Origin of the sequence: Paenibacillus sp. 1001270B_150601_E10 (assembly GCF_015558675.1) — a bacterium.
Lineage (GTDB): Bacteria > Bacillota > Bacilli > Paenibacillales > Paenibacillaceae > Paenibacillus_B.
In genome coordinates this window covers 12,829-37,293 of sequence record NZ_JADMOL010000013.1, presented here as the reverse complement: position 1 = coordinate 37,293, position 24,465 = coordinate 12,829, and the positions used below count along the sequence as shown (strand labels likewise).

General features: G+C 45.2%; 22 protein-coding genes. 20 read left to right on the top strand and 2 right to left on the bottom strand.

Going from position 1 to position 24,465, the window contains the following annotated elements:
* The 4 genes from I2H74_RS24845 to tkt form a co-directional block, all read left to right on the top strand.
* On the top strand, positions 1 to 489 hold a 489-nt coding region (locus I2H74_RS24845; protein WP_229106905.1), incomplete at its 5' end, for a TIM barrel protein.
* Positions 490 to 575: 86 nt separating this feature from the next.
* Positions 576 to 1,475 (top strand): formyltetrahydrofolate deformylase, encoded by a 900-nt coding sequence (purU, locus tag I2H74_RS20890; protein WP_195576185.1) that lies wholly within the window; start codon positions 576 to 578, stop codon positions 1,473 to 1,475.
* A gap of 501 nt (positions 1,476 to 1,976) precedes the next feature.
* A complete protein-coding gene (locus tag I2H74_RS20885; protein ID WP_195576184.1) occupies positions 1,977 to 2,642 on the top strand; it encodes a serine/threonine protein kinase in 666 nt (221 codons plus the stop codon).
* 252 nt (positions 2,643 to 2,894) lie between these two features.
* A complete protein-coding gene (gene tkt / locus I2H74_RS20880; RefSeq protein WP_195576183.1) occupies positions 2,895 to 4,907 on the top strand; it encodes a transketolase in 2,013 nt (670 codons plus the stop codon).
* A 322-nt stretch (positions 4,908 to 5,229) separates the two neighbouring features.
* Here the strand turns inward: tkt and I2H74_RS20875 are convergent, their stop codons facing one another.
* Positions 5,230 to 6,138, bottom strand: a complete 909-nt coding sequence (locus tag I2H74_RS20875; protein ID WP_195576182.1) for an NAD(P)-dependent oxidoreductase — start codon at positions 6,136 to 6,138, stop codon at positions 5,230 to 5,232.
* A gap of 286 nt (positions 6,139 to 6,424) precedes the next feature.
* Between I2H74_RS20875 and I2H74_RS20870 the strand changes: the two genes are divergently transcribed.
* The 7 genes from I2H74_RS20870 to I2H74_RS20840 all read left to right on the top strand — a co-directional run bounded on the left by I2H74_RS20870 (position 6,425) and on the right by I2H74_RS20840 (position 13,730).
* On the top strand, positions 6,425 to 7,780 hold the full coding sequence (locus I2H74_RS20870) for a glucose-6-phosphate isomerase (protein WP_195576181.1): 1,356 nt from the start codon (positions 6,425 to 6,427) through the stop codon (positions 7,778 to 7,780).
* A gap of 146 nt (positions 7,781 to 7,926) precedes the next feature.
* Positions 7,927 to 8,559, top strand: coding sequence for a YigZ family protein (locus I2H74_RS20865; RefSeq protein WP_195576235.1), 633 nt, complete (start codon positions 7,927 to 7,929; stop codon positions 8,557 to 8,559).
* A 14-nt stretch (positions 8,560 to 8,573) separates the two neighbouring features.
* The gene (locus I2H74_RS20860; RefSeq protein WP_195576180.1) at positions 8,574 to 9,179 is read left to right on the top strand and encodes a TetR/AcrR family transcriptional regulator; all 606 of its coding nucleotides are present in this window, start codon (positions 8,574 to 8,576) and stop codon (positions 9,177 to 9,179) included.
* A gap of 745 nt (positions 9,180 to 9,924) precedes the next feature.
* Positions 9,925 to 10,740, top strand: coding sequence for a sulfate ABC transporter permease subunit CysT (cysT, locus tag I2H74_RS20855; RefSeq protein WP_195576179.1), 816 nt, complete (start codon positions 9,925 to 9,927; stop codon positions 10,738 to 10,740).
* Entirely contained in the window at positions 10,737 to 11,564 is an 828-nt protein-coding gene (locus I2H74_RS20850) for a sulfate ABC transporter permease (RefSeq protein ID WP_195576178.1), read from the top strand. Before cysT ends, I2H74_RS20850 begins: the two co-directional genes overlap by 4 nt.
* Entirely contained in the window at positions 11,554 to 12,618 is a 1,065-nt protein-coding gene (locus I2H74_RS20845) for a sulfate/molybdate ABC transporter ATP-binding protein (RefSeq protein WP_195576177.1), read from the top strand. The genes I2H74_RS20850 and I2H74_RS20845 overlap by 11 nt, the downstream gene beginning before the upstream one ends.
* The gene (locus I2H74_RS20840) at positions 12,618 to 13,730 is read left to right on the top strand and encodes a sulfate ABC transporter substrate-binding protein (RefSeq protein WP_195576176.1); all 1,113 of its coding nucleotides are present in this window, start codon (positions 12,618 to 12,620) and stop codon (positions 13,728 to 13,730) included. The genes I2H74_RS20845 and I2H74_RS20840 overlap by 1 nt, the downstream gene beginning before the upstream one ends.
* A gap of 149 nt (positions 13,731 to 13,879) precedes the next feature.
* Here I2H74_RS20840 and I2H74_RS20835 read toward each other — a convergent pair whose 3' ends face one another.
* Positions 13,880 to 14,614, bottom strand: coding sequence for a glycerophosphodiester phosphodiesterase family protein (locus tag I2H74_RS20835; RefSeq protein WP_195576175.1), 735 nt, complete (start codon positions 14,612 to 14,614; stop codon positions 13,880 to 13,882).
* A gap of 282 nt (positions 14,615 to 14,896) precedes the next feature.
* Here I2H74_RS20835 and I2H74_RS20830 point away from each other — a divergent pair, with 282 nt between their 5' ends.
* From I2H74_RS20830 to I2H74_RS20790, 9 genes are all read left to right on the top strand, one after another.
* Positions 14,897 to 15,742, top strand: a complete 846-nt coding sequence (locus I2H74_RS20830; RefSeq protein ID WP_324254121.1) for an MBL fold metallo-hydrolase — start codon at positions 14,897 to 14,899, stop codon at positions 15,740 to 15,742.
* A gap of 842 nt (positions 15,743 to 16,584) precedes the next feature.
* Complete coding sequence (locus tag I2H74_RS20825; protein ID WP_229106904.1) at positions 16,585 to 17,082, top strand: tyrosine-type recombinase/integrase; 498 nt, start codon at positions 16,585 to 16,587, stop codon at positions 17,080 to 17,082.
* A gap of 213 nt (positions 17,083 to 17,295) precedes the next feature.
* Positions 17,296 to 18,003 carry a hypothetical protein gene (locus I2H74_RS20820; protein ID WP_195576174.1) on the top strand — a complete coding sequence of 236 codons (708 nt, stop codon included), beginning with the start codon at positions 17,296 to 17,298 and terminating at the stop codon, positions 18,001 to 18,003.
* 264 nt (positions 18,004 to 18,267) lie between these two features.
* Positions 18,268 to 19,074 carry a hypothetical protein gene (locus tag I2H74_RS20815; protein ID WP_195576173.1) on the top strand — a complete coding sequence of 269 codons (807 nt, stop codon included), beginning with the start codon at positions 18,268 to 18,270 and terminating at the stop codon, positions 19,072 to 19,074.
* Positions 19,075 to 19,427: 353 nt separating this feature from the next.
* Positions 19,428 to 20,195: a nucleotidyltransferase domain-containing protein gene (locus tag I2H74_RS20810; RefSeq protein ID WP_195576172.1), complete on the top strand. Its 768-nt coding sequence runs from the start codon at positions 19,428 to 19,430 to the stop codon at positions 20,193 to 20,195.
* Between the two features lie 437 nt (positions 20,196 to 20,632).
* Entirely contained in the window at positions 20,633 to 21,526 is an 894-nt protein-coding gene (locus I2H74_RS20805) for a class I SAM-dependent methyltransferase (protein WP_195576171.1), read from the top strand.
* A 272-nt stretch (positions 21,527 to 21,798) separates the two neighbouring features.
* Positions 21,799 to 22,578, top strand: a complete 780-nt coding sequence (locus I2H74_RS20800) for a class I SAM-dependent methyltransferase (protein ID WP_195576170.1) — start codon at positions 21,799 to 21,801, stop codon at positions 22,576 to 22,578.
* A 325-nt stretch (positions 22,579 to 22,903) separates the two neighbouring features.
* Positions 22,904 to 23,443, top strand: a complete 540-nt coding sequence (locus I2H74_RS20795) for a GNAT family N-acetyltransferase (protein WP_195576169.1) — start codon at positions 22,904 to 22,906, stop codon at positions 23,441 to 23,443.
* A gap of 271 nt (positions 23,444 to 23,714) precedes the next feature.
* Positions 23,715 to 24,221 carry an AAA family ATPase gene (locus I2H74_RS20790; RefSeq protein ID WP_195576168.1) on the top strand — a complete coding sequence of 169 codons (507 nt, stop codon included), beginning with the start codon at positions 23,715 to 23,717 and terminating at the stop codon, positions 24,219 to 24,221.
* Positions 24,222 to 24,465: the final 244 nt, after the last annotated feature.

The following is a 24,465-nucleotide window of genomic DNA, read 5'->3' as shown; positions in this document are numbered from 1 at the left end:
GTGCATTTGAATGACAGCAAAAACCCAGTGGGAGCAGGCAAGGACCGCCATGCGCCTGTTGGCTCCGGTTGGATTGGGTTTGAAGGCATAAAAGGTGTCGTACGGCACGAGTCCTTGCAGGGACGTCCGTTTATACTGGAAACGCCTTGGATTGGCAAGGATTCCAAGAAGCAGCGTCCTATGTATGAAGCGGAAATTGCGCTCTTGCGCGGCAATGTAGCGGCGCACTTTGGACAAGACTTCGTTCAGGATGTCGAGCGTCTTGCTCACTTCTATAAGGGAGAAGGCATTGACCGTCGTTCCTTTGTCATCGACACATGGACTCTGCTTAAGAACGACGCGAAGGCGAAGAAGGCGGATCCGCGCGAGCCGCTTGAGCGTTTGTATGATAAAGCAGTCGAGGCACAAGTGCTGCCGGATCGCACAGAAGAAGAGATCAACCAGCGCATCACGGTATGGCTGGCAGGTGAAGAAGCTATTCAAGCTTAAGTAGATACAAAGATATAAAGATATAAAGATACAGCTAGATCAAGAAGCGGGAATTTGATTCGTTTACAATGGGGGATGGAGCGGAGATGACACACCAACTTACACGGTCTCAGTCGCAGGATCGTCATGCTAGTGAGAATCGAGCAAGAATGTTGATTTCCTGTCCGGATCGGGCAGGTATTGTAGCAGCTGTATCGCAGTTTCTGTATGAAAAAGAAGCAAACATCGTACAGTCTGATCAGTATACGATGGATCCAGAGGGCGGCATGTTCTTCATGCGGATCGAATTCGATATGCTTCATTTAAATGATCGCTTGTCGGAGTTGGAGACGCATTTTTCTACAATAGCAGAAAAGTTTGCGATGAAGTGGCAGATCAGCAAGGTAAGTGAGAAGAAGCGCCTTGCGATATTTGTGTCCAAAGAGGATCACTGCCTGCTTGAGCTCCTCTGGCAATGGCAGGCTGGCGATCTTGATGCTGATATTGCCATGGTTGTGAGCAATCATGAGGATATGCGTGAGTACGTGGAATCGTTCGATATCCCGTATCATTATATACCTGTTACGCCAGATACGAAGATCGAAGCTTGCAAGAAGCAGCTTGAGATCGTGGACGGACAAGCAGACGTCATCATTTTGGCGCGTTACATGCAGATTATTGATCCCCTGTTTATTGAAAAGTATCGCAATCGCATTATTAACATCCATCACTCCTTCCTTCCTGCCTTTGTGGGCGGCAAGCCTTATCATCAAGCCTTTGAGCGCGGTGTTAAGCTTATCGGAGCGACCGCTCACTATGTGACGGAAGAGTTGGATGGCGGTCCCATTATTGAGCAGGATGTGGGCCGAGTAACACACCGTGCAGATGTGAATGAATTGAAGCGCATTGGTCGTACCATTGAACGTGTTGTTCTTGCACGTGCTGTGCATTGGCATGTTGAGGATCGAATTCTGGTTCATAACAATAAGACGGTTGTGTTTAACTAAAGACTGAAATTCATGGTTGCGGACCTGTGGATCATGAAACGCTACTTGTCTTATATTCGAGTAGGAATGGTCACGCATGCTTTACGAGTTTTGTTAGTTAAAGAATGGGTTCAAGAACAGACTGGCTTGAGTTTGGATAATCACTCCTTAAAGTAGCAGGTTTAAAGATTTTATTTGTCTGCTTTCAAGGAAAATATCCGATTCGTGTACAGTCTGTTTTTTATTCGTACTTTTTTACATTTTCCCTAATGCTTAGATGCTCATCCCTTAATAAGTTTCTTAATAAGATCTCATTCATCTTTCTTTCAAAAAATATTTCTTTCACAATCCAAACTTGCGATTCTTCTCAAACTTAAATCCTCAGCATGGACAAGCTGGAATGGACAATCAAATGATCCAACGAATAAAAACCTTCCTTTATTTTCAAATTAAGGATGGAAGCTTCGAGAATCTAATGATATATTGAACTGTGGTTCTGTAGATAAGGTTAGGTGAACAACCATGGATCAAGAGACGATTGCGCAAGCCGTCCAGTGGATCGAGCAGGAGCTGCTTCCATCATTAAAAGTCACAAGTGAATCACCAGATGATCCCGTTATTGTGAGGCATGTGCCGAAGGAATGGTTTTTGCTGGGCACAGGCAATTATGCTGCTGTGCTGGAGCGCGGAGAACAATCCCCGTGGATCGTAAAGGTATATGGGAAAGATCGGCCAGGTATCGAGGAAGAGGCTGAAGTATATGAGCGATTAGGCGAGCATCCGGCTTATGCCACTTGCTATTACAAGGGTGAAGGCTATCTCATCCTGAAGAGGCTGCTCGGTACGAATCTGTATGATTGTCTGCTCAGAGGCATTCAAATTCCACCGTCGGTCATATCAGATGTAGACGAGGCCTTGGCATATGCGCGTTCAAGAGGCTTGAATCCAAGAGACATCCATGGAAAAAATATATTAAATGATCAGGGTAGAGGTCGAGTAGTCGATGTAAGCGACTTTCTCCTTCAAGGGACGGATCATGTATGGCGGGATACAAGACAGGCGTACAGATGGATTTATCGTCCGCTATTGTATCGCTTTCCGATTCGGCTGCCACATAAGCTGCTTGAAGGCTTTCGCAAGGTGTATCGAAAGTTTCGCAAGCGCTCAAGGCATCATCTTGACGCATGATGATTTGCAGGAAAGACATAGAAACATCGGTTTGCTATGGATTGAGGCCTGTTTTTATTTTATAATTATTATTATGTACCTCAGCTTGACTAAGCATATCGCATTATAACCATGACTTTCCTCGTGATTCTTTCCTCACGGGGTTCGCAATATGTTCAAGTGATGGTATAGTAATACCAAATAAAAGACAAGATGAAGGCGAGCTATCTTCAACCTTACATTTCTTGTACATAGAGAGGGAGGAAATCAGCAATGACAGCAACACCTATTGATCAGCTATCCATTGCAACGATTCGTACATTGGCTATTGATGCCATTGAGAAGGCTAAATCCGGACACCCAGGGATGCCGATGGGCTCTGCACCTATGGGGTACCATGTATTTGCTAAAGCCATGACACACAATCCAAGCAACCCAACTTGGATGAATCGCGATCGTTTCGTGCTGTCTGCAGGGCACGGTTCCATGCTGTTGTATAGCTTGCTTCACTTGAGCGGCTATGATCTTCCTATGGAAGAGATTAAAAACTTCCGTCAATGGGGCAGCAAAACCCCAGGTCACCCTGAATTTGGACATACAGCAGGGGTAGAAGCAACAACTGGACCACTTGGTCAAGGAATTGCGATGGCTGTAGGTATGGCGATGGCAGAAGCACAGCTAGGCGCGACTTACAACCGTGAAGGTTACAACTTGATTGATCATCATACGTACGTGATTTGCGGTGATGGCGACTTGATGGAGGGTGTAGCAAGCGAAGCGGCTTCACTCGCAGGTCACCTGAAGCTTGGCAAATTGATCGTGCTGTATGATTCCAACGATATTACGCTTGATGGCGAATCCAATCTGAGCTTCAGCGAGAATGTTCGTCAACGTTTTGAAGCTTACGGCTGGCAAACGCTGCTTGTTGAAGACGGCAATGACTTGGTAGCGATCGAGGCTGCGGTGAATAATGCACGCACGGTAGCGGACAAGCCAACCCTGATCGAAGTGAAGACTGTCATCGGCTTCGGAAGCCCGAATAAGCAAGGCAAGGGTGGACATGGCGGTACGCATGGTTCTCCACTCGGCGCAGATGAAACGAAGCTTACAAAAGCTTTCTACGAGTGGGAGCATGAAGACTTCTACGTTCCGCAAGAGGTCTATGACAACTTCAAAGCAAACGTCCAAGACAAGGGCGAAGCTGCAAACAATGAATGGGATGCTCAACTTGCAAAATACGAGCAGGAGTACCCAGAGCTTGCGAAGCAGTTCAAAGAAGCAATCGCTGGCGAGCTTCCAGCAGATTGGGATGCTGAGCTTCCTGTCTATGCAGCAAGTGACAAGGCGGTTTCTACTCGCGTAGCTTCCGGTAACGCGCTTAACGGTCTTGCGAAGCAAATTCCTTTCCTCACAGGTGGTTCCGCTGACCTTGAGAGCTCTACGATGACGCATCTCAATGGCTTGACGAACTTCAGTGCGAAAGACTACAGCGGACGCAACATTTACTTCGGCGTACGTGAATTTGCAATGGCGGCAGCGATGAACGGCATGATGCTTCATGGCAGCGTGAAGGTATTCGGCGGTACGTTCTTCGTATTTACGGATTATCTGCGTCCTGCAGTTCGCTTGTCTTCCATTATGGGCTTGCCAGTAACGTATGTGCTGACGCATGATAGTATCGCAGTTGGTGAAGATGGTCCTACCCATGAGCCAATCGAACAATTGGCTTCGGTGCGTATCATTCCAGGCCTTACGGTTATTCGTCCAGCTGATGGCAATGAAACATCCGCAGCATGGGCTTACTCGATGGAGAACAAAGGCAACCCGGTTGTGCTCGTGTTGACTCGCCAGAACCTGCCTATCCTTGAAGGAGCAGTAGAAGCAGCACGCGAAGGTGTTGCTCGCGGTGCCTATGTGGTAGCAGATGCGCCTAACGGCAAGCCGCAAGCTCAAATCATCGCAACGGGCTCTGAGGTACAACTCGCGGTTCGTGCCCAACAAGCATTGGCTGAAGAAGGCATTCAAGTTCGCGTTATCTCCATGCCAAGCTGGGATCTGTTCGAGAAGCAGCCGAAGGAATACCGCGACTCTGTTATTCTTCCAGATGTGAAGGCGCGTCTTGCGGTTGAGATGGCTTCTCCATTCGGTTGGGAGCGCTATGTAGGCGATCAAGGCGATATCTTGGGCATCAGTACGTTTGGTGCTTCCGCGCCTGGCGACAAAGTGATGCAAGAATACGGCTTTACTGTTGAAAATGTAGTAAACCGCGTAAAGGCACTTCTGTAAGAAGTGTTAAGCGTTAATGATAAGATCAAACAGCCTCTGCTCTTATGCAGGGGCTGTTTTTTGTATGTTCGTGTCGTTTAGGTGGGCTGCAGGTGGATGGTGGCCTGTGAAGGTGATTCCTTTTATGAAGAATCGTAAGCTAGTTTCGTTCTGCATGCGGAGCCTAACGAGAATGAAGAAGTCAGGTAGGCAAGGGTTGTAAGAGACTGTAATAAAAAGGCCCACTCGCAATAGGCATATCGCCTAGAGCCAATGGGCTTTATAGGTTCGAAGTTCCGATCAGTTGGTTGGGCTCTATTTTCACAAAGAGTTATTTCTATGCTTATTTCTCTTCGTTCTTATGTTCTGCATTAATGGCATGGCCGATCCATTGTTCATAGATCTTCACGACGGAGCATAGGTCCTCGTCACCGTAACCCGCTGTTTGTCCCATCTGGAACATGCTCTTCGCAAGCTCCAGCATAGGCGTAGGAGATTGCAATTGATCAGTCAGCACGGAAGCGAGCTTCAAGTCCTTCAGCATCAGCGCGAGCGAGAACTGGTTGTCGAAGTTGCCGTTGATGATCTTTTGGCCTTTCAGCTCAGCAGCCTTGCTGCCGGCACTTCCGTTTTGAACAACCTCTAGGAAAGCTGTTGGATTAACGCCTGCCTTGGATACAATCGAGAAGCCTTCAGCCAAAGCAACGTTGTTGATGCCTACAATGGTATTGTGCGCAAGCTTTGTAATGGAGCCGCTGCCGGAAGGACCCATATAAACGATTCGCGTGCCCATCGCTTCTAGTACAGGCATGGCTTGTTGAAGAGTCGCTTCTTCACCGCCTACCATAAAGAGCAGGGTTCCAGCTTCTGCAGCAGGCTTGCTTCCAGTAACCGGGGCATCAAGGAATTGTGCTTGCTTCGCTTGGCATTCGCCGTAGAGTGCTATTGACAGCGATGGTGAGATCGTGCTGCTGTCAATGATGATGGAGCCTGGACGAACACCGGCCAGCACGCCGTTGTCACCATAGTAGACTTTCTGAATAGAAGCATCATTGCTGACCATTGTGATGATGACATCTGCCTGCGCGGCTGCTTCACGCGGATTCTCGGCAACGACGGCGCCTGCCTCGCGAAGTGGATCAGCTTTGGAGGCGGTACGGTTGTACACGATGACCTCGAAGCCTTTTTGCAACAAATTGAGGGCCATTGGAGCGCCCATGGTGCCTAGTCCTAATACTGCTACTTTTGTCATGATGGCTGTCACCTCAACGGTATAATTTTCGTTTAACACATGCATTTTTTACCACTGGTATACTTCGAAAGGGATCACTTCCTTCTATTTTAGCACAAATGAATCCTGATTCCGGAATGACAGCGCATTCATACATGAATTGTTGAAAATTGATAAATAACTTTTATGGTATAATAAAGGTCTAGGGATTTTGTTCCCTTGTGTTTCCATGAGAAATCCATTATTCTAAGAAATAAGATTTTCATGGGTTAAAGTGGAAAAGTAAACATACTGAGGAGGGTGTACAATGTCGAAAAATATAAAATTTGACTACAGTAAAGCATTGGCATTCATCGGACAACATGAAATTGATTATTTGGCAGAACCGATTCGTCTTGCCCACGATCAATTGCATAACAAGACAGGTGTAGGTTCAGACTTCTTGGGTTGGATCGACCTGCCTTTTGATTATGATAAAGAAGAATTTGCTCGCATTAAGAGTGCTGCGAAGCGCATTCAAGACAATTCTGAGGTATTGATTGTCATCGGTATCGGTGGTTCCTACCTTGGAGCGCGTGCTGCAATCGAAATGCTTGGCCATTCCTTCTACAATATGCTGCCGAAGGACAAGCGCAATACGCCTGAGATCTACTTCGCCGGCAACAACATCAGCTCTACATATGTATCTCACTTGCTTCAATTGATCGAAGGCAAGGACTTCTCGATTAACGTGATTTCGAAGTCAGGTACTACAACAGAGCCTGCAATCGCATTCCGTATCTTCAAGGATGCGCTTGAGAAGAAATACGGCAAGGAAGAAGCAAAGAACCGTATCTTTGCTACCACAGACCGCGAGAAGGGCGCATTGAAGAAGCTTTCTACTGAAGAAGGCTACGAGACTTTCGTCATTCCAGATGATGTAGGCGGCCGCTACTCCGTATTAACAGCGGTAGGCTTGCTTCCAATCGCAGTTGCGGGCATCGATATCGACGATATGATGAAGGGTGCTCAGGATGCTGCTAAGGAATACAACAATCCGAATGTGGCAGAGAACTTGAGCTACCAGTACGCAGCAGTGCGCAATGCTTTGTACCGCAAAGGCAAAGCGATTGAGATTCTGGTGAACTATGAGCCGTCCCTCCACTATGTATCGGAATGGTGGAAGCAATTGTACGGCGAGAGCGAAGGTAAGGATTACAAGGGAATCTACCCTGCATCCGTAGACTTCTCTACTGACCTTCACTCCATGGGACAATTCATTCAAGAAGGCTCCCGCAATCTGTTCGAAACGGTTATCCAAGTGGAAGAAGTGAAGGAACAGATCACCATCGAAGAGGATCCAGCAGACTTGGACGGCCTGAACTTCCTGGCTGGCAAGACAATGGACTTTGTGAACAAGAAGGCATTCCAAGGCACGATGCTTGCTCATACAGACGGGCAGGTTCCTAACTTGATCGTAACGATTCCAGACATGACGCCTTATTCCTTCGGGTATTTGGTAACATTCTTCGAGAAAGCATGCGGCATCAGCGGCTATCTGCTGGGCGTTAATCCTTTCGACCAACCGGGTGTTGAAGCATATAAGAAAAATATGTTTGCTCTTCTCGGCAAACCTGGCTATGAGGAAGAAAAGGCTCAGCTTGAGAAGCGTCTAGAGCAATAAGACAGAATGCAAGACCTATATCAAGATTAGCCAACGCTATATCGGCGTAAGCATATACAGCTTAGAATGACTGGCTGCCGGAGGAAGCAGTTCACCGTGATTGACGCGGGAACTGCTTTCTTGGCACTCATGGAAGGTGATACATGTTGTTGGAGCGCTACAAAACCGTCCGTGATTTCGGATATAAAGAGATCGTAATCAAAAAATCCCGCTTTATAGGCTATGCCAAGCCCGTCCACTCGGAGGAAGAGGCGATTGCTTTTATCGAAGAGATGAAGAAGAAGCACTGGAATGCGACGCATAACTGCTCTGCTTATGTGATTGGCGAGCGCGACGAGATCCAGAAGGCTTCAGATGACGGGGAGCCAAGTGGAACAGCCGGAAAGCCGATTCTTGAGGTCATAAAGCACCAAGGGCTTAAGGATACGGCAATTGTGGTAACCCGTTACTTTGGCGGCATATTGCTTGGAGCGGGTGGACTGATTCGGGCTTATACCGATGGCGCGGTGGCTGCAATTGAAGGTGCGGAAGCGATCGAAAAGGTGCTGCATCAGGAAGTGTTGGTCGAGGTTGATTATACGTGGCTTGGTAAAGTCGAGAATGAGCTTAGAAACAGAGAGATGAGAATGGGTGAGACCTTTTATACGGATAAGGTGACGTTAACCTGTTTGCCAATTCGCAGTGAAAGCGACTCATTCATAGAGTGGATGACCGATCTGACGCAAGGTCAGGCGGTTATTGAGAAGGGAGAACCTGCTTATTACATTGATGGGGAATAAGGAGAGCGAGCGCCATGCCAAGAAAAGCGGTAGAACAAGAGTTGTCGCGTGAGCGAATATTAGAGGTTGCCAGGCATTTATTCGTTACAAAGGGCTATCGAGCAATATCGATGCGCAGCATTGGACAGCATTTAGGTTACAGCCATGGTTCGTTATATTATCATTTCAAGGACAAGGCCGAGCTCTTCTATGCCCTTGTGCAGGAAGATTTCAAGCGTCTCGGCCGCTTGTTCGAACGCATTATCAATCATGCTCCAAGCGAGGGGATAGCCAAGCTTGAGCTTGTTATGCTTGAATTCATTGCCTTTGGACTTAATCATCCGCATCATTATGAGATCATGTTTATGACACGAGATGAAGAACTGCTTGCTTATGCGCGCTCTGAACAAAGCCGCTGCTTAGAGATGTTCTCAAGCATTGTCAGGCAATCGCTAGGGGTGAAGGCATTGTCGGATCAAGAGCGTCAGAATATTCCACGCAGCATGTTTTTAGCGATGCATGGATTCATCTCCTACTACATTCAAGATCAAGTATCCTTCGAGGAAGTGAAGCCAGCGGCGTCCTCACATGTGAGATTCCTTTGCCGCAAAGCGATGGAGGATGCCATTCAAACGGCGTAGCCGTAATCAAGGGATCAACAGGATTAATTATCCGAAGACCCTCTCCTGCCACTCACATATGCTGACAGACTCATCAGGAGCCATTATGCCAGATATGCACGTCTAGTATCGAACCAGAAAGAGATTGCTTATGATTTATAATCACGTAACAGCCTTGACCATAGCAATGCGGTAGATCACATTCCTAGGTTGTATAAAATAAAGGGATTCGTGCATCTTCACATTTTAGCCCTTTGATGCGTTGTATCGATAATGAGATGTCGTGTTGAAGAGGTTGTACAGGGCTAATTTGAGCTACCTTCATGAACATCGGTTTGCCTTCCGGACCAAACAACTGCTGTATATTTTTATCAAATCAAACATGCTTATCCTGACTTAGCAAGGCAACACACATATCATTCGATCTAACGATAGCCAAATCTTCTGTTAACTGATACAGGTTTCCATTACAGCAACAATAGGAGCAGTTATGAACGATATCTTAATAGGCATGTGTGTACGTACATTCGATTGTTCGTGCATAGATGCTTTTTTCTTTTGCCTGTTGAACAAAAACCACCCCTTCTGCGCACTCCGCGATTAACCAATTATAAGCATTCCGAATACGTTGCATAAGGAATAATTAAGTATTGACGACAAGCGACAATTTTTGGTAAAGTATTGTAAAACAAAGACCAAGTAAACAGCTAGGAATTATGAAACTAACCTCACGACGCTTGGAACCGTATGGAGATGGAGGAAGGCTATGAATTCACTGCTTCAACGAAGAGATGTCATGTGGGGGTTCCGCACAACCCTGATCTTATATACGTTGCTGCTGATTATTTTGCCCATTGCAGGCATTTATGTTCAATCCTTCTCTGGAGGAGTACCCGTCTTCATTCAAAGCATCTTTGAACCTCTGGCTTGGAAATCCATTTGGCTTACCTTTCGCTTATCCCTTCTGGCTACAATTCTTAATGTCATCATCGGTACGATCTGTGCTTGGGTGCTGCATCGCTATCGCTTTCCCGGACGCACTTTCTTAAACAGCTTGGTCGATCTTCCTTTCGCTCTCCCTACAGCCGTAGGGGGCTTGATGATTCTTCTTCTTCTTGGTCCAAACAGCTGGATCGGGGGTCTTGCTCATGCAGCTGGAATGCGGATTGTCTTTGCTGAGCCTGCAATCGTGATCGCGATGGTATTCGTCACCTTTCCATTCGTCATTCGCGCAGTACAGCCGCTGCTGGAGGAAGCGGATCGCACGCAAGAGGAAGCGGCTCATACGCTTGGGGCTTCGAAGCTTCATACCTTTTTCAAGGTGCTGCTTCCACAGATGAGACCCGGCATGATCAGCGGAGGCATGCTGGCATTCTCACGGGCTCTGGCAGAATTCGGCGCTGTCGTGCTTGTGGCAGGCAATATTCCCGGCAAAACCCTGATCGCCTCGGTCTTTATCTTCGGAGAGATAGAAAGTGACAATCCACAGGGAGCAGCCGCTGTATCTGTGATGCTGCTGACCCTATCCTTTATCGTGCTATGGGTGGTTAACATGCTGCAGTCGAGGGGGGAGAAGCGATGAGCACACGCTCCGGCACAAGTCGAATTCTGATTGGCATCACCTATTCCGTCTTTCTTCTCTTGCTCATCATTCCGTTAATGCAGGTCGTCATCAGTGCGATGGAGCATGGATTATCCTCTGTCGTGGCCTCGTTAGTCCGTCCTGAAGCGCTGCACGCGATGAAGATGACTTTAGCTGTCGTTGTGGTCGTGACATGCTTGAATACGATCTTCGGCATCTTTATGGCGATGACGATTGTAAGAGGGAGCTGGCTTGGACGCGGATTGCGTCAATGGCTGAACAGCATTATTGATCTGCCTTATGCTGTGTCGCCTGTTATTGGCGGCTTTATGATCGTGCTCATGCTTGGGCCGAATACGGTAATCGGCACGTTGCTTGCGCAGGCCGGCATTCCGATCGTGTATGCCTTCCCGGGCATGGTGCTGGCGACGCTGTTCGTGACGTTTCCACTTATGGTGAGAGAGGTCGTTCCCGTGCTTCAGGAGATTGGCACACAGCAGGAGGAGGCCGCCTCTATGCTTGGCGCCTATCATTGGACGACATTCTGGAAAGTGACATGGCCATCGATACGCTGGGGCGTCCTATATGGCGTTGTCCTGACGGTGGCTCGATCCCTTGGCGAATTCGGCGCCGTGCTCGTCGTATCCGGCAACATCATGAACAAGACGCAGACGATGACGACGCTGGTGTATCAGGATGTGGATAATTTCAATATTGCTTCAGCAAACAGCTTGGCACTGGTGCTTGCTGCCGGCTCGATCGCCCTCTTGTTATTTATGGAATGGGCCAAAAAACGAAAAGGAGTACATGGAGATGCACATTGAAGTTCGGGATCTCAATAAATGGTTTGGTGATTATCATGCGGTGCGTCAAATGAACTTCACAATCGAATCAGGCCAGCTCATAGGCCTGCTTGGTCCAAGCGGCGGCGGGAAGACCTCGGTGCTTCGCATGCTTGCAGGGCTAGAGCGTCCGGACAGCGGGGAGATCGTGTTTCATGATCGAGTAATGAACAATGTTCCTCCACAGGAACGGGGCATCGGCTTTGTGTTCCAGCATTATGCACTGTTCAAGCATATGACGGTATTTGATAATGTGGCCTTTGGACTTACGATTAAAAAGTGGCCGAAGGAACGCATTCGCGAAAGAGTGATGGAGCTGTTAGAACTGACCGGACTCTCAGGCACGGAGAAGCGCTATCCGCACCAGCTGTCAGGCGGACAGCGGCAGCGTGTTGCTTTTGCAAGAGCGTTGGCTCCTGAGCCTCAGCTCTTGCTCTTGGATGAGCCGTTTGCAGCGATAGATGCGAAGATCAGGAAAGAGCTTCGGACATGGCTGAAGTCCTTGATTGAACGAGTGGGCATTACCTCGATCTTCGTCACCCATGATCAGGACGAGGCGATTGAGGTCGCAGATGAGATCATGATCATTCAGCAGGGCCAGCTAGAGCAGAAGGGCACGCCATGGGATATTTACAAGACGCCGGAGACGCCGTTTGTTGCGGAATTCATCGGGGAGTCGACGATCTTGAATGATGTGGCATCGCTGAAAGGATTTGAGTCTGCTGCCGCATGGCCGGAAAGCAAAGCGCTCATCCGTCCTGAATATATTGAGGTCGGAAAGTTTGGGGAGCTGTCGCTTAAGTCTGCATGCGAGCGAGGAATTGTCTCCGCCCTTCACTTCCGAGGCAGCGAGTGGCTGGTTGAGGTTGCTGTCGGTGATGTCCAGTTGAAGACGTACCGTCCGCTTGAGCGAGAGGTGCTTCAGATAGGCGAGCAGGTCGAGATCCTCGTTCATCGCGCGTATATGTTTAGCGATCAGGATCATTGGGTGCAGGAGAATGCGCTGAAGGAAGATCCTATGCCGATTCATATTTGATGAAAGGGGGAGGGCGTGTGAATCTGTGGTTTAAAGGAAAGCAGAGGGTGTTCTTCCTGCTGATCTCTTTCGTCGTGCTCACATCGCTGCTCCTTGCAGGATGCACGAAGGAGGATGCTCAAGCTGTAAATGGGAGTCTGGCCGCAGCCCCATCGTCGGAGAAAGATGCTGATGCTTCCTCCACGCTTGTGATCGGCGCGTACTCTGTCGCAAAGGATGCCTTGCAGGAGCTTATTCCGGTGTTCCAAGCGGAATGGGAGCAGAAGACGGGGCAGAAGCTCACGATTCAGGAGTCCTATGAAGCTTCAGGGACACAGGCAAGATCGATTGCCGGCGGGATGGAGGCCGACGTTGCATTATTTGCGATGGAGGGGGACGTCAATAAGCTTATTGAAGCGGATCTTGTCTCCTCGGATTGGCAGAAGCAGGACCCTTATGCGGGAATGGTAACAGAATCGATCGTCGTTATTGGTACAAGAGAGGGCAATCCTCTTCAAATAAAGGATTGGGAAGATCTGAAGAAGAGCAATGTCGACGTTCTCTATCCGAACCCGAAGACGTCAGGCGGAGCGCAGTGGGATATTAACGCGATCTATGGGGCGGGGCTGAAGCAGGCGGAAGCGTTGAACGTGGATGGTCCAGCGTATGCGAAGCAGCTGCTATCAGGTATCCATGACCGGGTGATCTCGATGGATAAGAGCGGGAGAGCCTCAATGGCAGCATTCGAGTATGGCGTTGGAGATGCGATTGTAACGTATGAAAATGAGCTGCTGGCTCGGATCAAGCAAGGCGTCCCCTATGAGATTGTAGTGCCGGAGCATACGATTCAGATCGAGAACCCCGTCGTTGTCGTCGATCGTTATGTCGATAAGCATGGCACGAGAGAGGCGGCAGAAGCGTTCGTGGCCTTTTTGCGATCGCAGGAGGCACAGGAAATCTGGGTAAAAGCAGGCTTCCGTCCTGTTAACGAGCAGGTCAAGGCTGAACTCAAGGAGCAGATTGCTGCCCCGGAGGGCTTGTTCACCATTGAGGACATGGGCGGCTGGGAGCATATACGGGAATCGCTGTACAGCAAGCGAGGAATCTGGTACCAGGTGCTGGCTGGCTTATAAAGCACGCTAGGTTATTTTACGTAACGATATCCATATAAAAGGTGCTAATAACGCTGAGGGCTGTAAAAAATCCTCTTGCGCGCTCGTTCTCCATTCGCTGTGGCGGGATGAACGGTCGAGCAAGAGGATTTTCACATGTTATCCTTCGTTCAAAGTGCGGTGAGATCAGGGCGAAGCGGAATATCGCTGGTGAAGCGTCGAATGCCTAGGTCATAAAGCTTCTTGGCTGTATGCGCCTGACGAATGGTCCATACCGTGACATCAATGCCAAGCTCCTCCGCTTCCTTTATGATCTTTGGATATTTGAGCGGGATATGGTAATCCAGGCATACGGATGCTCTCCCCAGTGCAGCAACAGGCTCAAGCGCAATAATGTCGCTCGTCAAGAAACCTACCTCAATACCGGGATGGAGCTTGCGGATCAGCTCGAGATTGCTTTTATAAAAGGAGATGATCATGGTATGGTCGATCATGCCGTAGATGTTGAGTAGATGAAGGAGCCCTTTGGCTTCTCGTTCGTTGATGCCTTCCTTCAACTCCAATTGCAGACCAAAGCGTCCTGCCAGTAGATCCAATACTTCCTCAAGGATTGGGACTCTGCAGCCTGCAAACCTCGGATTGAACTTTACTCCTGCATCGGCAAGCCGAATCTCCGCAAGGCTCTTCTCCCGAATATATCCACTGCCTGTCGTCGTGCGGTTCAGCTTGTCATCGTGAATGACGACAGGGATGCCTTCCTTGGAATGATGAACATCAAGCTCAATGCTGTGAGCGCCGAGCTGAAGCGAGCGCTGGAAGGCAAGCATGGTATTCTCGGGGAAGATGGCGGCGTAGCCGCGATGCGCGACGATTTCAATCGTGTTCGAATGAATGGATAGAGACATGACAGACCTCCTGAAACCCTAGATAAACATTCCTATTGAAGTAAAAAGCGATCTCACTTTATGGTTAGTTTTCGTGCTGTATGCTGTAAGACTATACCCTACAGAATAATGATCTCGATTGTAGAATACAAGCGGGGTATCCATAGATGATGAAACCTTTACATATATATGATGTAGGATAGGTATCCGGTGCATACCTATACCTTCTTCGAAAAAGTGATTATACTAAGAGTAGAAGTTGGATCGGACAAGTCATTTTAGTCAGGTAAGGATGATGAAAGGATGAATGAGACAAAGCAAGGAATGAATATAGCGTTAGACCGCGAGCATCCCGGTTATCAGTGCGTCTTTTTAGGAAACAGCGATTCCTTGGGTGTGCCGCGTGTGTATTGCGATTGTGCGGTGTGCGAGGAAGCTCGAACGACAAGACGAAACCGGAGAATGCGCTCCTCTGTGCTGCTTATGAAAGCTCATCGAGAGCTGCTGGTCGACTGCGGGCCAGACTGGCCGCTGCAAATGGAGCTTGCGGGAATGCGCTGGATCTCCGATATCCTCATTACCCATGCGCATCAGGATCATGTAGCGGGATTACCCGCCTATGCAGACGTCTGCCGCTGGACTGACAAGAAGGGCCATGTCATTGCACCTGCTGAAGTGCTGGAGATTATTCGCAGCATGTATCCGTGGCTGGATCGATATATCGAATGGACGGTGCTGGAGGAGGTATGGCACTGGGAGGATTGGGCCATTTATCCGGTCAAAGTCAACCATGGGAAAAACGGCTACTCCTACGCCTATCGGTTCGAACGGCCGCTACTGGAGTCGGAGGCAGGACAATGCCATGGTGCATGGGCGTATGCTTCAGATGCGATTGGTCTTGGTGAAAAAGAAAAGGCTGCATTCCGTGATCTGGATCTGCTGGTGCTGGGAACGAACTTTTACGAGGAGCCATTCCCTTACGACACGCGCTCCGTCTATGATATGGTCGAGGCTGCTGAACTTATTCGAGAATTGCAGCCTAAGCAGGCGGTGTATACGCACATGTCCCACGGTGTGGATGTGAGAGAGGCATATCCTCTGCCAGAGCAGGTTGTTCTGGCACGCACGGGGCTCCATGTATCGGTTTAGCAAGGGTATGTTTAAATAAGTTGTAAGTTGTATGGAAGCATCGGGTTAATTACATATTTGGGTTGATGGCCTGAAAGAATCAGGAGATGAATGCGATGAGCGTTGATCTCCTTTTTTATTTCAATGGGAGAGGGGGGAGAGGAATAAGGATGTAATCAATGTCATGTGAAAGTTATTCGGTCATGTCGATTCATCATAAGATGGTGTACTGCTGTGGAATTAAGCGTAAAGATAGAGGGAGATCCATCGTATGAGACGATGTTGTCGATTGGTTGCCCTTGTTGCTTTGGATATTTAATAGGGAGGAAAGCATGATGAAGAAGCAGGCTTATCAAAAAGATAATCATACAATGATTTACGTAAGCTTAGCCAATCATGAAGAGTTGGAGGTGAAGTTGATGAGAGAGATCTAGCATGTATTCGAAGGCTTCCGAATCGTAGATGGGATGCAAAGCGATTGGTCTGGTATGTCCCTTATACAGAACAAATCGTTACGGTCTTGCTTGAGTATTTCTCTGAAAACAGCGTATGGCATGAAAATTTGCTGCGTCATCAAGTATACATAAATGCTCTTCAAAGACTTGGAAAAAGCAAGCAAAGCACAATATACGCAGAAGTGCTGAATAAAGGTAGTAAACATCAAAGAGATATTTCTTAATTCATGGAGGGAGAATTCTGATTGCAACAAGGTGAATTCTTCTGGAGATTCGGATCAGGTACAAGCTTATATTCTTCACTTGATAGAGAAAGGATACTCTCACGCTTATGTTAATCAAGGGATAAGTGCACTGAAGTTTTATTTTGAATATGTCCTTGGAATTAAGCTCCGTGAAAGGTCGACGATGCGGCCTAAACGAGAATTGAAGCTGCCTAAGGTATTAAGTCCCGAAGAGGTTATGTCGGTTATATCAGCTTGTACGAATATAAAGCACCATGCGCTGCTCATGATCACCTATTCATCTGGGCTTAGAGTAGGAGAGGTTGTTAGACTCCATGTTCGTGATCTGGATCTGTCGCGACGTACGATTCTCGTGAAGCAGGGAAATGGGAGCCATCTCACCGAACGAAGCGCTCAAAAAATATTCGAACAGGCCCTTAAGCGAGCAAGGATCAATAAACAGGTGAGTATTCACGCGCTAAGGCATTCCTTCGCGACGCATTTGTTAGAAGGTGGTGTGGATTTGAGATATATTCAAGAGCTGCTTGGTCATGCAAGCAGTCGTACGACTGAACGATACACTCATGTTAGCTTGCGGAATATTCAAAATATCGAGAGTCCGCTTGATCGGTTGATGCGTGAGGAGAAAGAACGAGGCGGTGTTGAAGGAAGCTCAGGATAATGAAGAAACAGATGGTTCAAAATCAATATATTGTAAGTGAATGGGGTTACAGGTTATTGTAATTATAAGTGACTATGTGAGGCAGTTCGTAAATACTCTTTGTCATGTAGGATTTGCGAACTTCGTATATACAACGAATGGAGTGTTATTTACGAAGTTCGTAGATAAGACGTTAGGTGAAATTTATGCATTTTGATAACGGAGATATTAATTTTGAGCGAAAAAATTGAAAAGCTTCGAATGTTCTTAATTCAATATATTGATGAATTAACCCCGTGTGGAGGAGGGGGAGGTATGCCAGACTTGCCTGAATTTGATTTATATGCAGTTGATTATCTTGATTTCGCGCAAGTTGAATTAGAGAAGAATACATCTGTTAGTCTGATAAATTGTGTTTCTCATTTAAAGAGGGCGATGGATTGTCAACTGGATACGTTTTTATTTGTCTATAACCTTTATAATATCACTGCAAAGAAAAATTTAAAATTTGAGAAGAAATTGGATTTTCTTAATGATATTGGGGTTTTTAATTCAAGAGTTTTAGTAAGAATAAATACTATAAGAAATAGAATGGAACATAAATTCGAAATTCCTAAAATTACTGATATAGAAATGTATTTTGATTTGGTTTCTGCTTTTGTAGCAATTCTTCAAAGTTTAATCGTGTTCACTCTCGAATCTTCACTAGAATATGAGTATAGCAAGGGAAGTTTCAGTATATTCTATTCTTCTGATGAACCTTCTGTAGTAGTAAGAATTTACGAAGATACTGGAGTCGAGTATAGAATTGTAGCTAATACGAGTAATATGTTTGAATTTACTTACTTTTTTAAAGTTTGGTTTTTATTGGTGCAAAGTGGGGGATTTGCAAGTAATAAATATATACTAAGAAAACTCGATGAAGGCATAAACTTCGTCTAACATTGTATCTACGCTGCGGGCCGTTCGGCCCTTGGTTCGTTAGAAGTGGTATGCGGAGAAGTTGAATCGGCTCACAACCCCTGCGAGGCTAAGTCCGTCGGACCCGGTCGCGTGCGCTCCCTTAAGCCTCTCGGGTTCGCAGATACGAGAACGTTATACGTAATTCATGAAAACATATATAAGAGACTTTAAAAATTATCAAATAAATTAACATGGATGGAAAATTCAATAATGGATTTAATTAATATAATAAAGGTGAGTTGAGTGAATAATACTAAATTAATTATGTTTGAAGGTATTCCAGGTTCAGGGAAAACAACCACATCCAAATTGCTTTATAATTACCTTAACGAAGTTGGAGTAAACACCAAGATATATGTTGAAGGTAGTGAGCATCCAATTGATTTGCCTTTTTATGCTTATCTTACGAAGAACGATTACAATGCTTTACTAAAAAAGTTCCCTCAACTAGAAGAGTGGATTCAATTAAAGTCTATCATAGAAGATGATTATGTCTTATTACCTTATAAAGTACCTGAGCCAAAACCTTGGAATGAAGAGCTGATTGAATATTTATCTTCCAAAGAATTTTGTTATTCGGATAAGGCTATTGTCCCATTTAATATATATAAGAAAGTGTTTTACACACGCTTTAAACAGTATGTTACAAGAATGTTTAATACGGATACAGTAACGATTTTCGAGAGTGTCCTATTTCAACACCAAATTCATGATATCAATAGATTGTATCCTCAAATTAAAGAAGATGAAATCATTGAATACATAAGAAACCTTGCGATTATTATTAGTCCGTTAAATCCAATATTATTTTATATATCGCAAAACAGCGTTGAAGAATCATTAAAACATACAGCTATTGTTCGTTCAAAACCAAAATGGTCAAACCCTAAAACAATAGAGTACTATATAAGACGCAAAAATATAGAACTAAGAGCGGTTAAATCCCTACCGTTTGGTTCGTATATTATGAATAATACAGATAGAAATTGGAATAAGATGTTTGATGATATTAAGAATATTCTCTCGATAGCGAGTTCAAGGATGTCATGAACTCCGTATAACACCGTATATACGCTGCGGGCTGCGCCCTTGGTTCGTAGACGAAGAAGCAGAATCAGCGAACAACCCTGCGAGAGCTAAGTCCGTCGGACCCGGTCGCTTTGCTCCCTTAAGCCTCTCGGGTTCGTAGATACAAGAACGTTAGACGAAACTTCCTAGGTCAAGAACATATGGGTAAACCCTCAAAGCCAGAAGCATCCAAGGTCAAGATCGGAAGGGCATATGAAGGTCCGAAGTTGAGAAGCCAGGTAGCAGATTCAGCCAGACACATCCTACTCCGTCGGACGTCGAAAATTCAAGAACGTTAGCCGAAAGAAGTTCTTACATGTTTAGGAGGAGTCTATATGATATTAGAAAAAGTTATAAATAGAATTGTAATACAAAGTGAATATAAGGATTTTGTTGATAAGTATATAGATAATATACTTACCGAATTTAAAGGTAAGATTCATAGCATTTATATGTGTGGCTCGATTCCAAAAGGAACTGCTATACCTTTTAAGTCAGATGCAGACTTTACTATTGTATGTGTAAATCCCAAAGATATTGATTACGAAAGATTGTCAAATATTAAAGACAAGCTTTTAGAAGAATATCCAGTAGTGACTAAGATTGATACGATAATTTGCTCGATTGACGATGTATTACGAAAACCGAATGAGTGGGGTTTTTGGATTAAGATAATTTGTGTTTGCATATATGGTCATGACGTTGGTGAAAAAGTGCCACCGATAGTTACTTCTCCAGAGTTCATTTTAGACTTAAATACAGAGACCAAGGAGGAAGTAGATCGTATACATCGTTTACTTACTAATGCTAGTGATAGCACAATGAAAACTAGATATATTAAAGGTTATTCTAAGAGATTAATTCGTGCATTATACTCTTTGGTTTTAGAAGATACAGGTGTATGGCAAGATGACATTATTGAGATGAAGAATGCCATATTAGACTATTGCGAGATTGACTCGGCTTTAGTTGATTATCTGTATGCTTGTTACTTGGATAGTCATGTACTTGTTGAAGAGTTTTTGGGAATTGCAGATGAAGTATATAGCTATTTTGAGAACGCCTTAAATACAATGGCTGCTTCCAGAACTTCCTCCGAATAACACCATATTGACGCTCGGGGTCACTCTGAGAAGCGAGTGACCACATCCAGCCCCCTAAGCCCGTCGGGACGTCACTGCATCAGGTGTTCGGCAAGCCTCACAACTATAAGCAGCGGCTCTAAGGGGCCAGGACGTCGTTAGTACAAAACGTTAGCCGAAATTTCCTAGATCAAGAACATATGGGTAATCCCTCAAAGCCAGAAGCATCTAAGGTCAAGATCGGATAAGGGCATAACAAGATCAAGATATATTCGGTGGGTAACTCGAAGAAGAGGAAGCATCGGCTAACACCGCATTCACGCTTCGGGCTACGCCCTTGGTCCGGACCGAAGTTGAGAAGCCAGGTAGCAGATTCAACGGACACATCCGACTCCGTCGGACGTTGAGAATGCAAGAGCGTTAGCTGAAATCGCCAAGCGATAAAAAAGGAGAATACTATGTCAGACTATTTTTGGGATAACCAAATAGAATATCTTCGAAAAACTCGGGAGTTATACTATAACGACGATTATTTAGAATTTCTAATTGATAGAGTATGGAAGTTTACAACGCCCATAAACATCATTGATTTTGGTTGTGGATATGGTTTTCTTGGTCTTAAGCTGTTGCCAATGCTACCAGCAGGTTCAACTTATACTGGAATTGATCTTGGAATAGAATTAATAAACCGAGCAAAAGAAATATTTCAACATACATCTTTTCAAACCCAATTTATTCAGGGCGACATTGGGACGATGCATGTAGAAAGGAAGTATGACGTAGCAATTTGTCATGCTTTTCTATTACATATGGTGGAACCGGAGAAGACGATTAAAAAAATGATTAACAGTGTCTGTGATCAAGGAAAGGTTATCTGTTTTGAGCCTCATTGGATTTCAAATATGTCAAACTACTTTTTTGATGGAATTGATCAATCCCAAATCATAAAGTTAGGGATATTACAAAAGCTCTATGAAGAAGATTTCAAACGTCTTGGTAAAAGCGGAAACTTCGGAATGCAAGTACCAGTTATTCTAAGTAAACTCGGATTAACCGATGTCGAGTGCAGGATCAGTGATAAGGTGAATTTCTTAGATCAGAATATGCAAACAACACAAATAGAACAACTTTATTTATCACTTAGAGAGGAAGGGCTTGGTCAACAACCAGGAGATCGAAATGAGATAATACAGAGCTTAATAAATAAAGGATTAACTGATGATGAAGCTTGTGCTCAGTATGATGCAGAGTTAACCTTTTCGAAGGAATTCGGAAATCAGTCTTGGTTAACCTACTCACTAAATATGAAAATTTCATTTGGAACAGTAAGACTCGAAGGCAGCTCAAAGTAGGAGGCGACATCATCTAACAATGTGTTCACGCATCGGAGGACAAGCCGCCTCGGTCCCGGAAGATAAGTCGAAGAAGTGATTACCGGGACACATCCATTCACCCAACCGCATCGCGGCCGGTCAGGCGCACTAGTCGTGCGCTGAGCAACTTAAGGTGAATGGACGCCGTGAACACGGAAACGTTATTGGAAATCAATGCAAATCTGAATTAATAAGTTTATTGTATGTAGGATGTTTGAAATTACAAATACATTTCGTGAGAAGGTGTCTTAATGGAAATAAAGTCCGTAAATAGATCAATCATTATTGATGACATGGATAAGAAAATTGTTCATAAGACAAATAGCTTTTATTGGGATACAGCCGGCAATGACTTCTTAAAAGCGATCGTGCTTCCCTTCTATGGAGCGTTTGTCTCAGAAGAAAAACACCAGCTTTTTGGTGATGTTTCAGGAAAAAAATTATTGGAGGTAGGCTGCGGCAACGGCCAATCCTTGCAATATCAAGCGGAACGCAACGCATCTGAACTATGGGCTGTGGATATATCGGAAAGACAAATTGAAAAGGCAGCGCAGCATTTGAATTCACTTGGTGTATCGGCAAAGTTGATCTGTTCTCCTATGGAAGAAGAATGCGGCATACCGACAGATTATTTTGACTATGTTTATTCGATTTATGCTATTGGTTGGACAACTGACCTAGAGGGTACTTTTTGTCGGATCTCTTCTTACCTAAAAAAGGACGGTGTATTTATCTTCAGTTGGTCTCATCCAATACACAGATGTGTTACTGAAGATAATGGTAGATTTGTTTTTAAAAAGAGTTACTTCGATGAAGATTGGTATCCAGTAGCTGTTGAAGGTGAGTTATTATTAGCGGATCGTAAGATATCAACTTATGTGAATGCGCTGGCGAAAGCGGGATTTGTAGTTGAGCATATGATTGAGCAAACTGATGATGAGATTATGCAATCAAGGGACAATAACAGCGATATGGCAAAGAGAGCAAAGATGTTTCCTGTAACTTTTGTGATTAAGGCAAGAAAACTATAACAGCAAATATAAACAGAGACACATATAAAGCGATTTTCGATGCATCGAGGAAGGCATTGACATCCGATAACACCGTGTTACGCATCGGGGGACGAGCCTCCTCGGTCGGGCAGAACGATTTCGGTGAGCAGGAGCAGCCAGACACATCCGTACCGACTAAGCGCATCGCGCCCGGCGACGTTGTCGTCTTTAAGTCGGTGGAATTTAGTAAACACAACAACGTTATCTGAAATATAAAATAATCATCAGAAAACTTAAGAATTAGGCCCAGGCGGCATCTTGGTACGTTTATTTATGAAATCTATAATAACTGGGGTTGAGAGGTATGATTCTAATAGAAACAAAGAGACTTGTATTGAGACAATTTAAACAGGAGGATTGGAGAGATTTACATGAATACCTGTCTCAAGAAAGTGTGCTTAAATATGAGCCTGGAACCATAAGTGATGAAGACGACTGCAAAAATATAGCGACAGCACGTTCACAGGACAACACTTTTTGGGCTGTATGCTTGAAAGATACAAATAAAATGATAGGACATATATATTTTGAACAGAAAGAACCGAAAGAGTTCCTTACATGGGTGATAGGATATATTTTCAACCCTGCATTTTATGGAAAGGGTTATGCAACTGAGGCTTGCCAAAGGATATTGAAGTACGGTTTTGAAGAATTAGGTGTACATAGGGTGATAGCTTTATGCAATCCTGAAAACGAACCTTCCTGGAAACTATTAGAACGCATATCGATGCGTCGTGAAGGGATTTTCAGAAAAGAAGTATTTTTTAAGACAACAATAAATGGACAGCCTATGTGGCAGGATACGTATCAATACGCTATCTTGAAAGAAGAACTGATACCTTGAGATTATTTCAAGGGAAGCGGCAACATCTGATAACATCATATCTGCGTAGCGCTACTTGTTCTGTCCGATGGTTTTCGAAGAAGTGGTGTCAGACAGACAACCCTGCGAGGCTAAGTGGCGTAGCCATCCAGTCGATGCGCTCCTTTAAACCTTTTGGGTTCGTAGATAAAGAAACGTTATAAGAAATCAACTCAATGACGTAAAACAAATGTAAGTCCTTATAGATTAAGATAAGGGGGCGGTTAACGTTTTAATAAAAGGAGTCGAATTAATGCTCTATATATTTAGTGGGTTACCAGGCACCGGCAAAACCACGTTATCATCAGCTTTAGCTAGAGAACTAAAGGCTACCTATCTCCGAGTCGATGTCGTTGAGCAGGCTATGAGGGATTCTGGCCAGAATATCGAAGGACCTGAAGGTTACATCGTATGTTATGCAATTGCTTCGCAGAATCTCCAGTTAGGTTTAGACGTAATTGCAGATACAGTTAATCCCATCCAAATAACGCGCCAGACTTGGCGTAACGTGGCGGAATCTCTTGAAACTCCATATGTTGAAATCGAAGTGGTCTGCACTGACGATCGTGAACATAGGCGTCGAGTCGAAACTCGTGCTGCAGATATTCCAGGCTTTGTTCTACCAACGTGGGAGCAGGTCAGTAATCGACAGTACGATTTATGGGACCGTGATCATATTGTCATCGACACAGCTGATCAAACTGTGGAAGAAAGCTTGTTGACACTATATAAAAAGTTGGAACGAGTTCGTAGAAGATAGTAAATTTTATTAACAGGAATTTATAGATGAAACTTGGAAGTATTCCGGAGAAAGCGCTGACATCTTATAATAAAGTGTTCACGCATCGGCGGACAAGCTGCCTCGGTCCCGGGAGATAATTCGAAGGAGCGATTGCCGGGACATATCCGAACCACCTAACCGCATCGTGGCCAGCTGCTACGCAGTCTGAAATCGGTGGGACGTCGTGGATACAGAAACGTTAGCTGAAATGCCCTAATAGCAA

What these genes read in the sequence shown, in the direction of transcription:
- I2H74_RS20885 (WP_195576184.1), top strand. Translation starts at nt 1,977, where the DNA reads ATGGATCAAGAGACGATTGCGCAAGCCGTCCAGTGGATCGAGCAGGAG.
- purU (WP_195576185.1), top strand. Translation starts at nt 576, where the DNA reads ATGACACACCAACTTACACGGTCTCAGTCGCAGGATCGTCATGCTAGT.
- I2H74_RS20870 (WP_195576181.1), top strand. Translation starts at nt 6,425, where the DNA reads ATGTCGAAAAATATAAAATTTGACTACAGTAAAGCATTGGCATTCATC.
- I2H74_RS20850 (WP_195576178.1), top strand. Translation starts at nt 10,737, where the DNA reads ATGAGCACACGCTCCGGCACAAGTCGAATTCTGATTGGCATCACCTAT.
- I2H74_RS20800 (WP_195576170.1), top strand. Translation starts at nt 21,799, where the DNA reads ATGGAAATAAAGTCCGTAAATAGATCAATCATTATTGATGACATGGAT.
- I2H74_RS20790 (WP_195576168.1), top strand. Translation starts at nt 23,715, where the DNA reads ATGCTCTATATATTTAGTGGGTTACCAGGCACCGGCAAAACCACGTTA.
- I2H74_RS20860 (WP_195576180.1), top strand. Translation starts at nt 8,574, where the DNA reads ATGCCAAGAAAAGCGGTAGAACAAGAGTTGTCGCGTGAGCGAATATTA.
- I2H74_RS20830 (WP_324254121.1), top strand. Translation starts at nt 14,897, where the DNA reads ATGAATGAGACAAAGCAAGGAATGAATATAGCGTTAGACCGCGAGCAT.
- I2H74_RS20840 (WP_195576176.1), top strand. Translation starts at nt 12,618, where the DNA reads ATGAAAGGGGGAGGGCGTGTGAATCTGTGGTTTAAAGGAAAGCAGAGG.
- I2H74_RS20835 (WP_195576175.1), bottom strand. Translation starts at nt 14,614, where the DNA reads ATGTCTCTATCCATTCATTCGAACACGATTGAAATCGTCGCGCATCGC.
- tkt (WP_195576183.1), top strand. Translation starts at nt 2,895, where the DNA reads ATGACAGCAACACCTATTGATCAGCTATCCATTGCAACGATTCGTACA.
- I2H74_RS20845 (WP_195576177.1), top strand. Translation starts at nt 11,554, where the DNA reads ATGCACATTGAAGTTCGGGATCTCAATAAATGGTTTGGTGATTATCAT.
- I2H74_RS20875 (WP_195576182.1), bottom strand. Translation starts at nt 6,138, where the DNA reads ATGACAAAAGTAGCAGTATTAGGACTAGGCACCATGGGCGCTCCAATG.
- I2H74_RS20805 (WP_195576171.1), top strand. Translation starts at nt 20,633, where the DNA reads ATGTCAGACTATTTTTGGGATAACCAAATAGAATATCTTCGAAAAACT.
- I2H74_RS20795 (WP_195576169.1), top strand. Translation starts at nt 22,904, where the DNA reads ATGATTCTAATAGAAACAAAGAGACTTGTATTGAGACAATTTAAACAG.
- I2H74_RS20810 (WP_195576172.1), top strand. Translation starts at nt 19,428, where the DNA reads ATGATATTAGAAAAAGTTATAAATAGAATTGTAATACAAAGTGAATAT.
- I2H74_RS20825 (WP_229106904.1), top strand. Translation starts at nt 16,585, where the DNA reads ATGCGGCCTAAACGAGAATTGAAGCTGCCTAAGGTATTAAGTCCCGAA.
- cysT (WP_195576179.1), top strand. Translation starts at nt 9,925, where the DNA reads ATGAATTCACTGCTTCAACGAAGAGATGTCATGTGGGGGTTCCGCACA.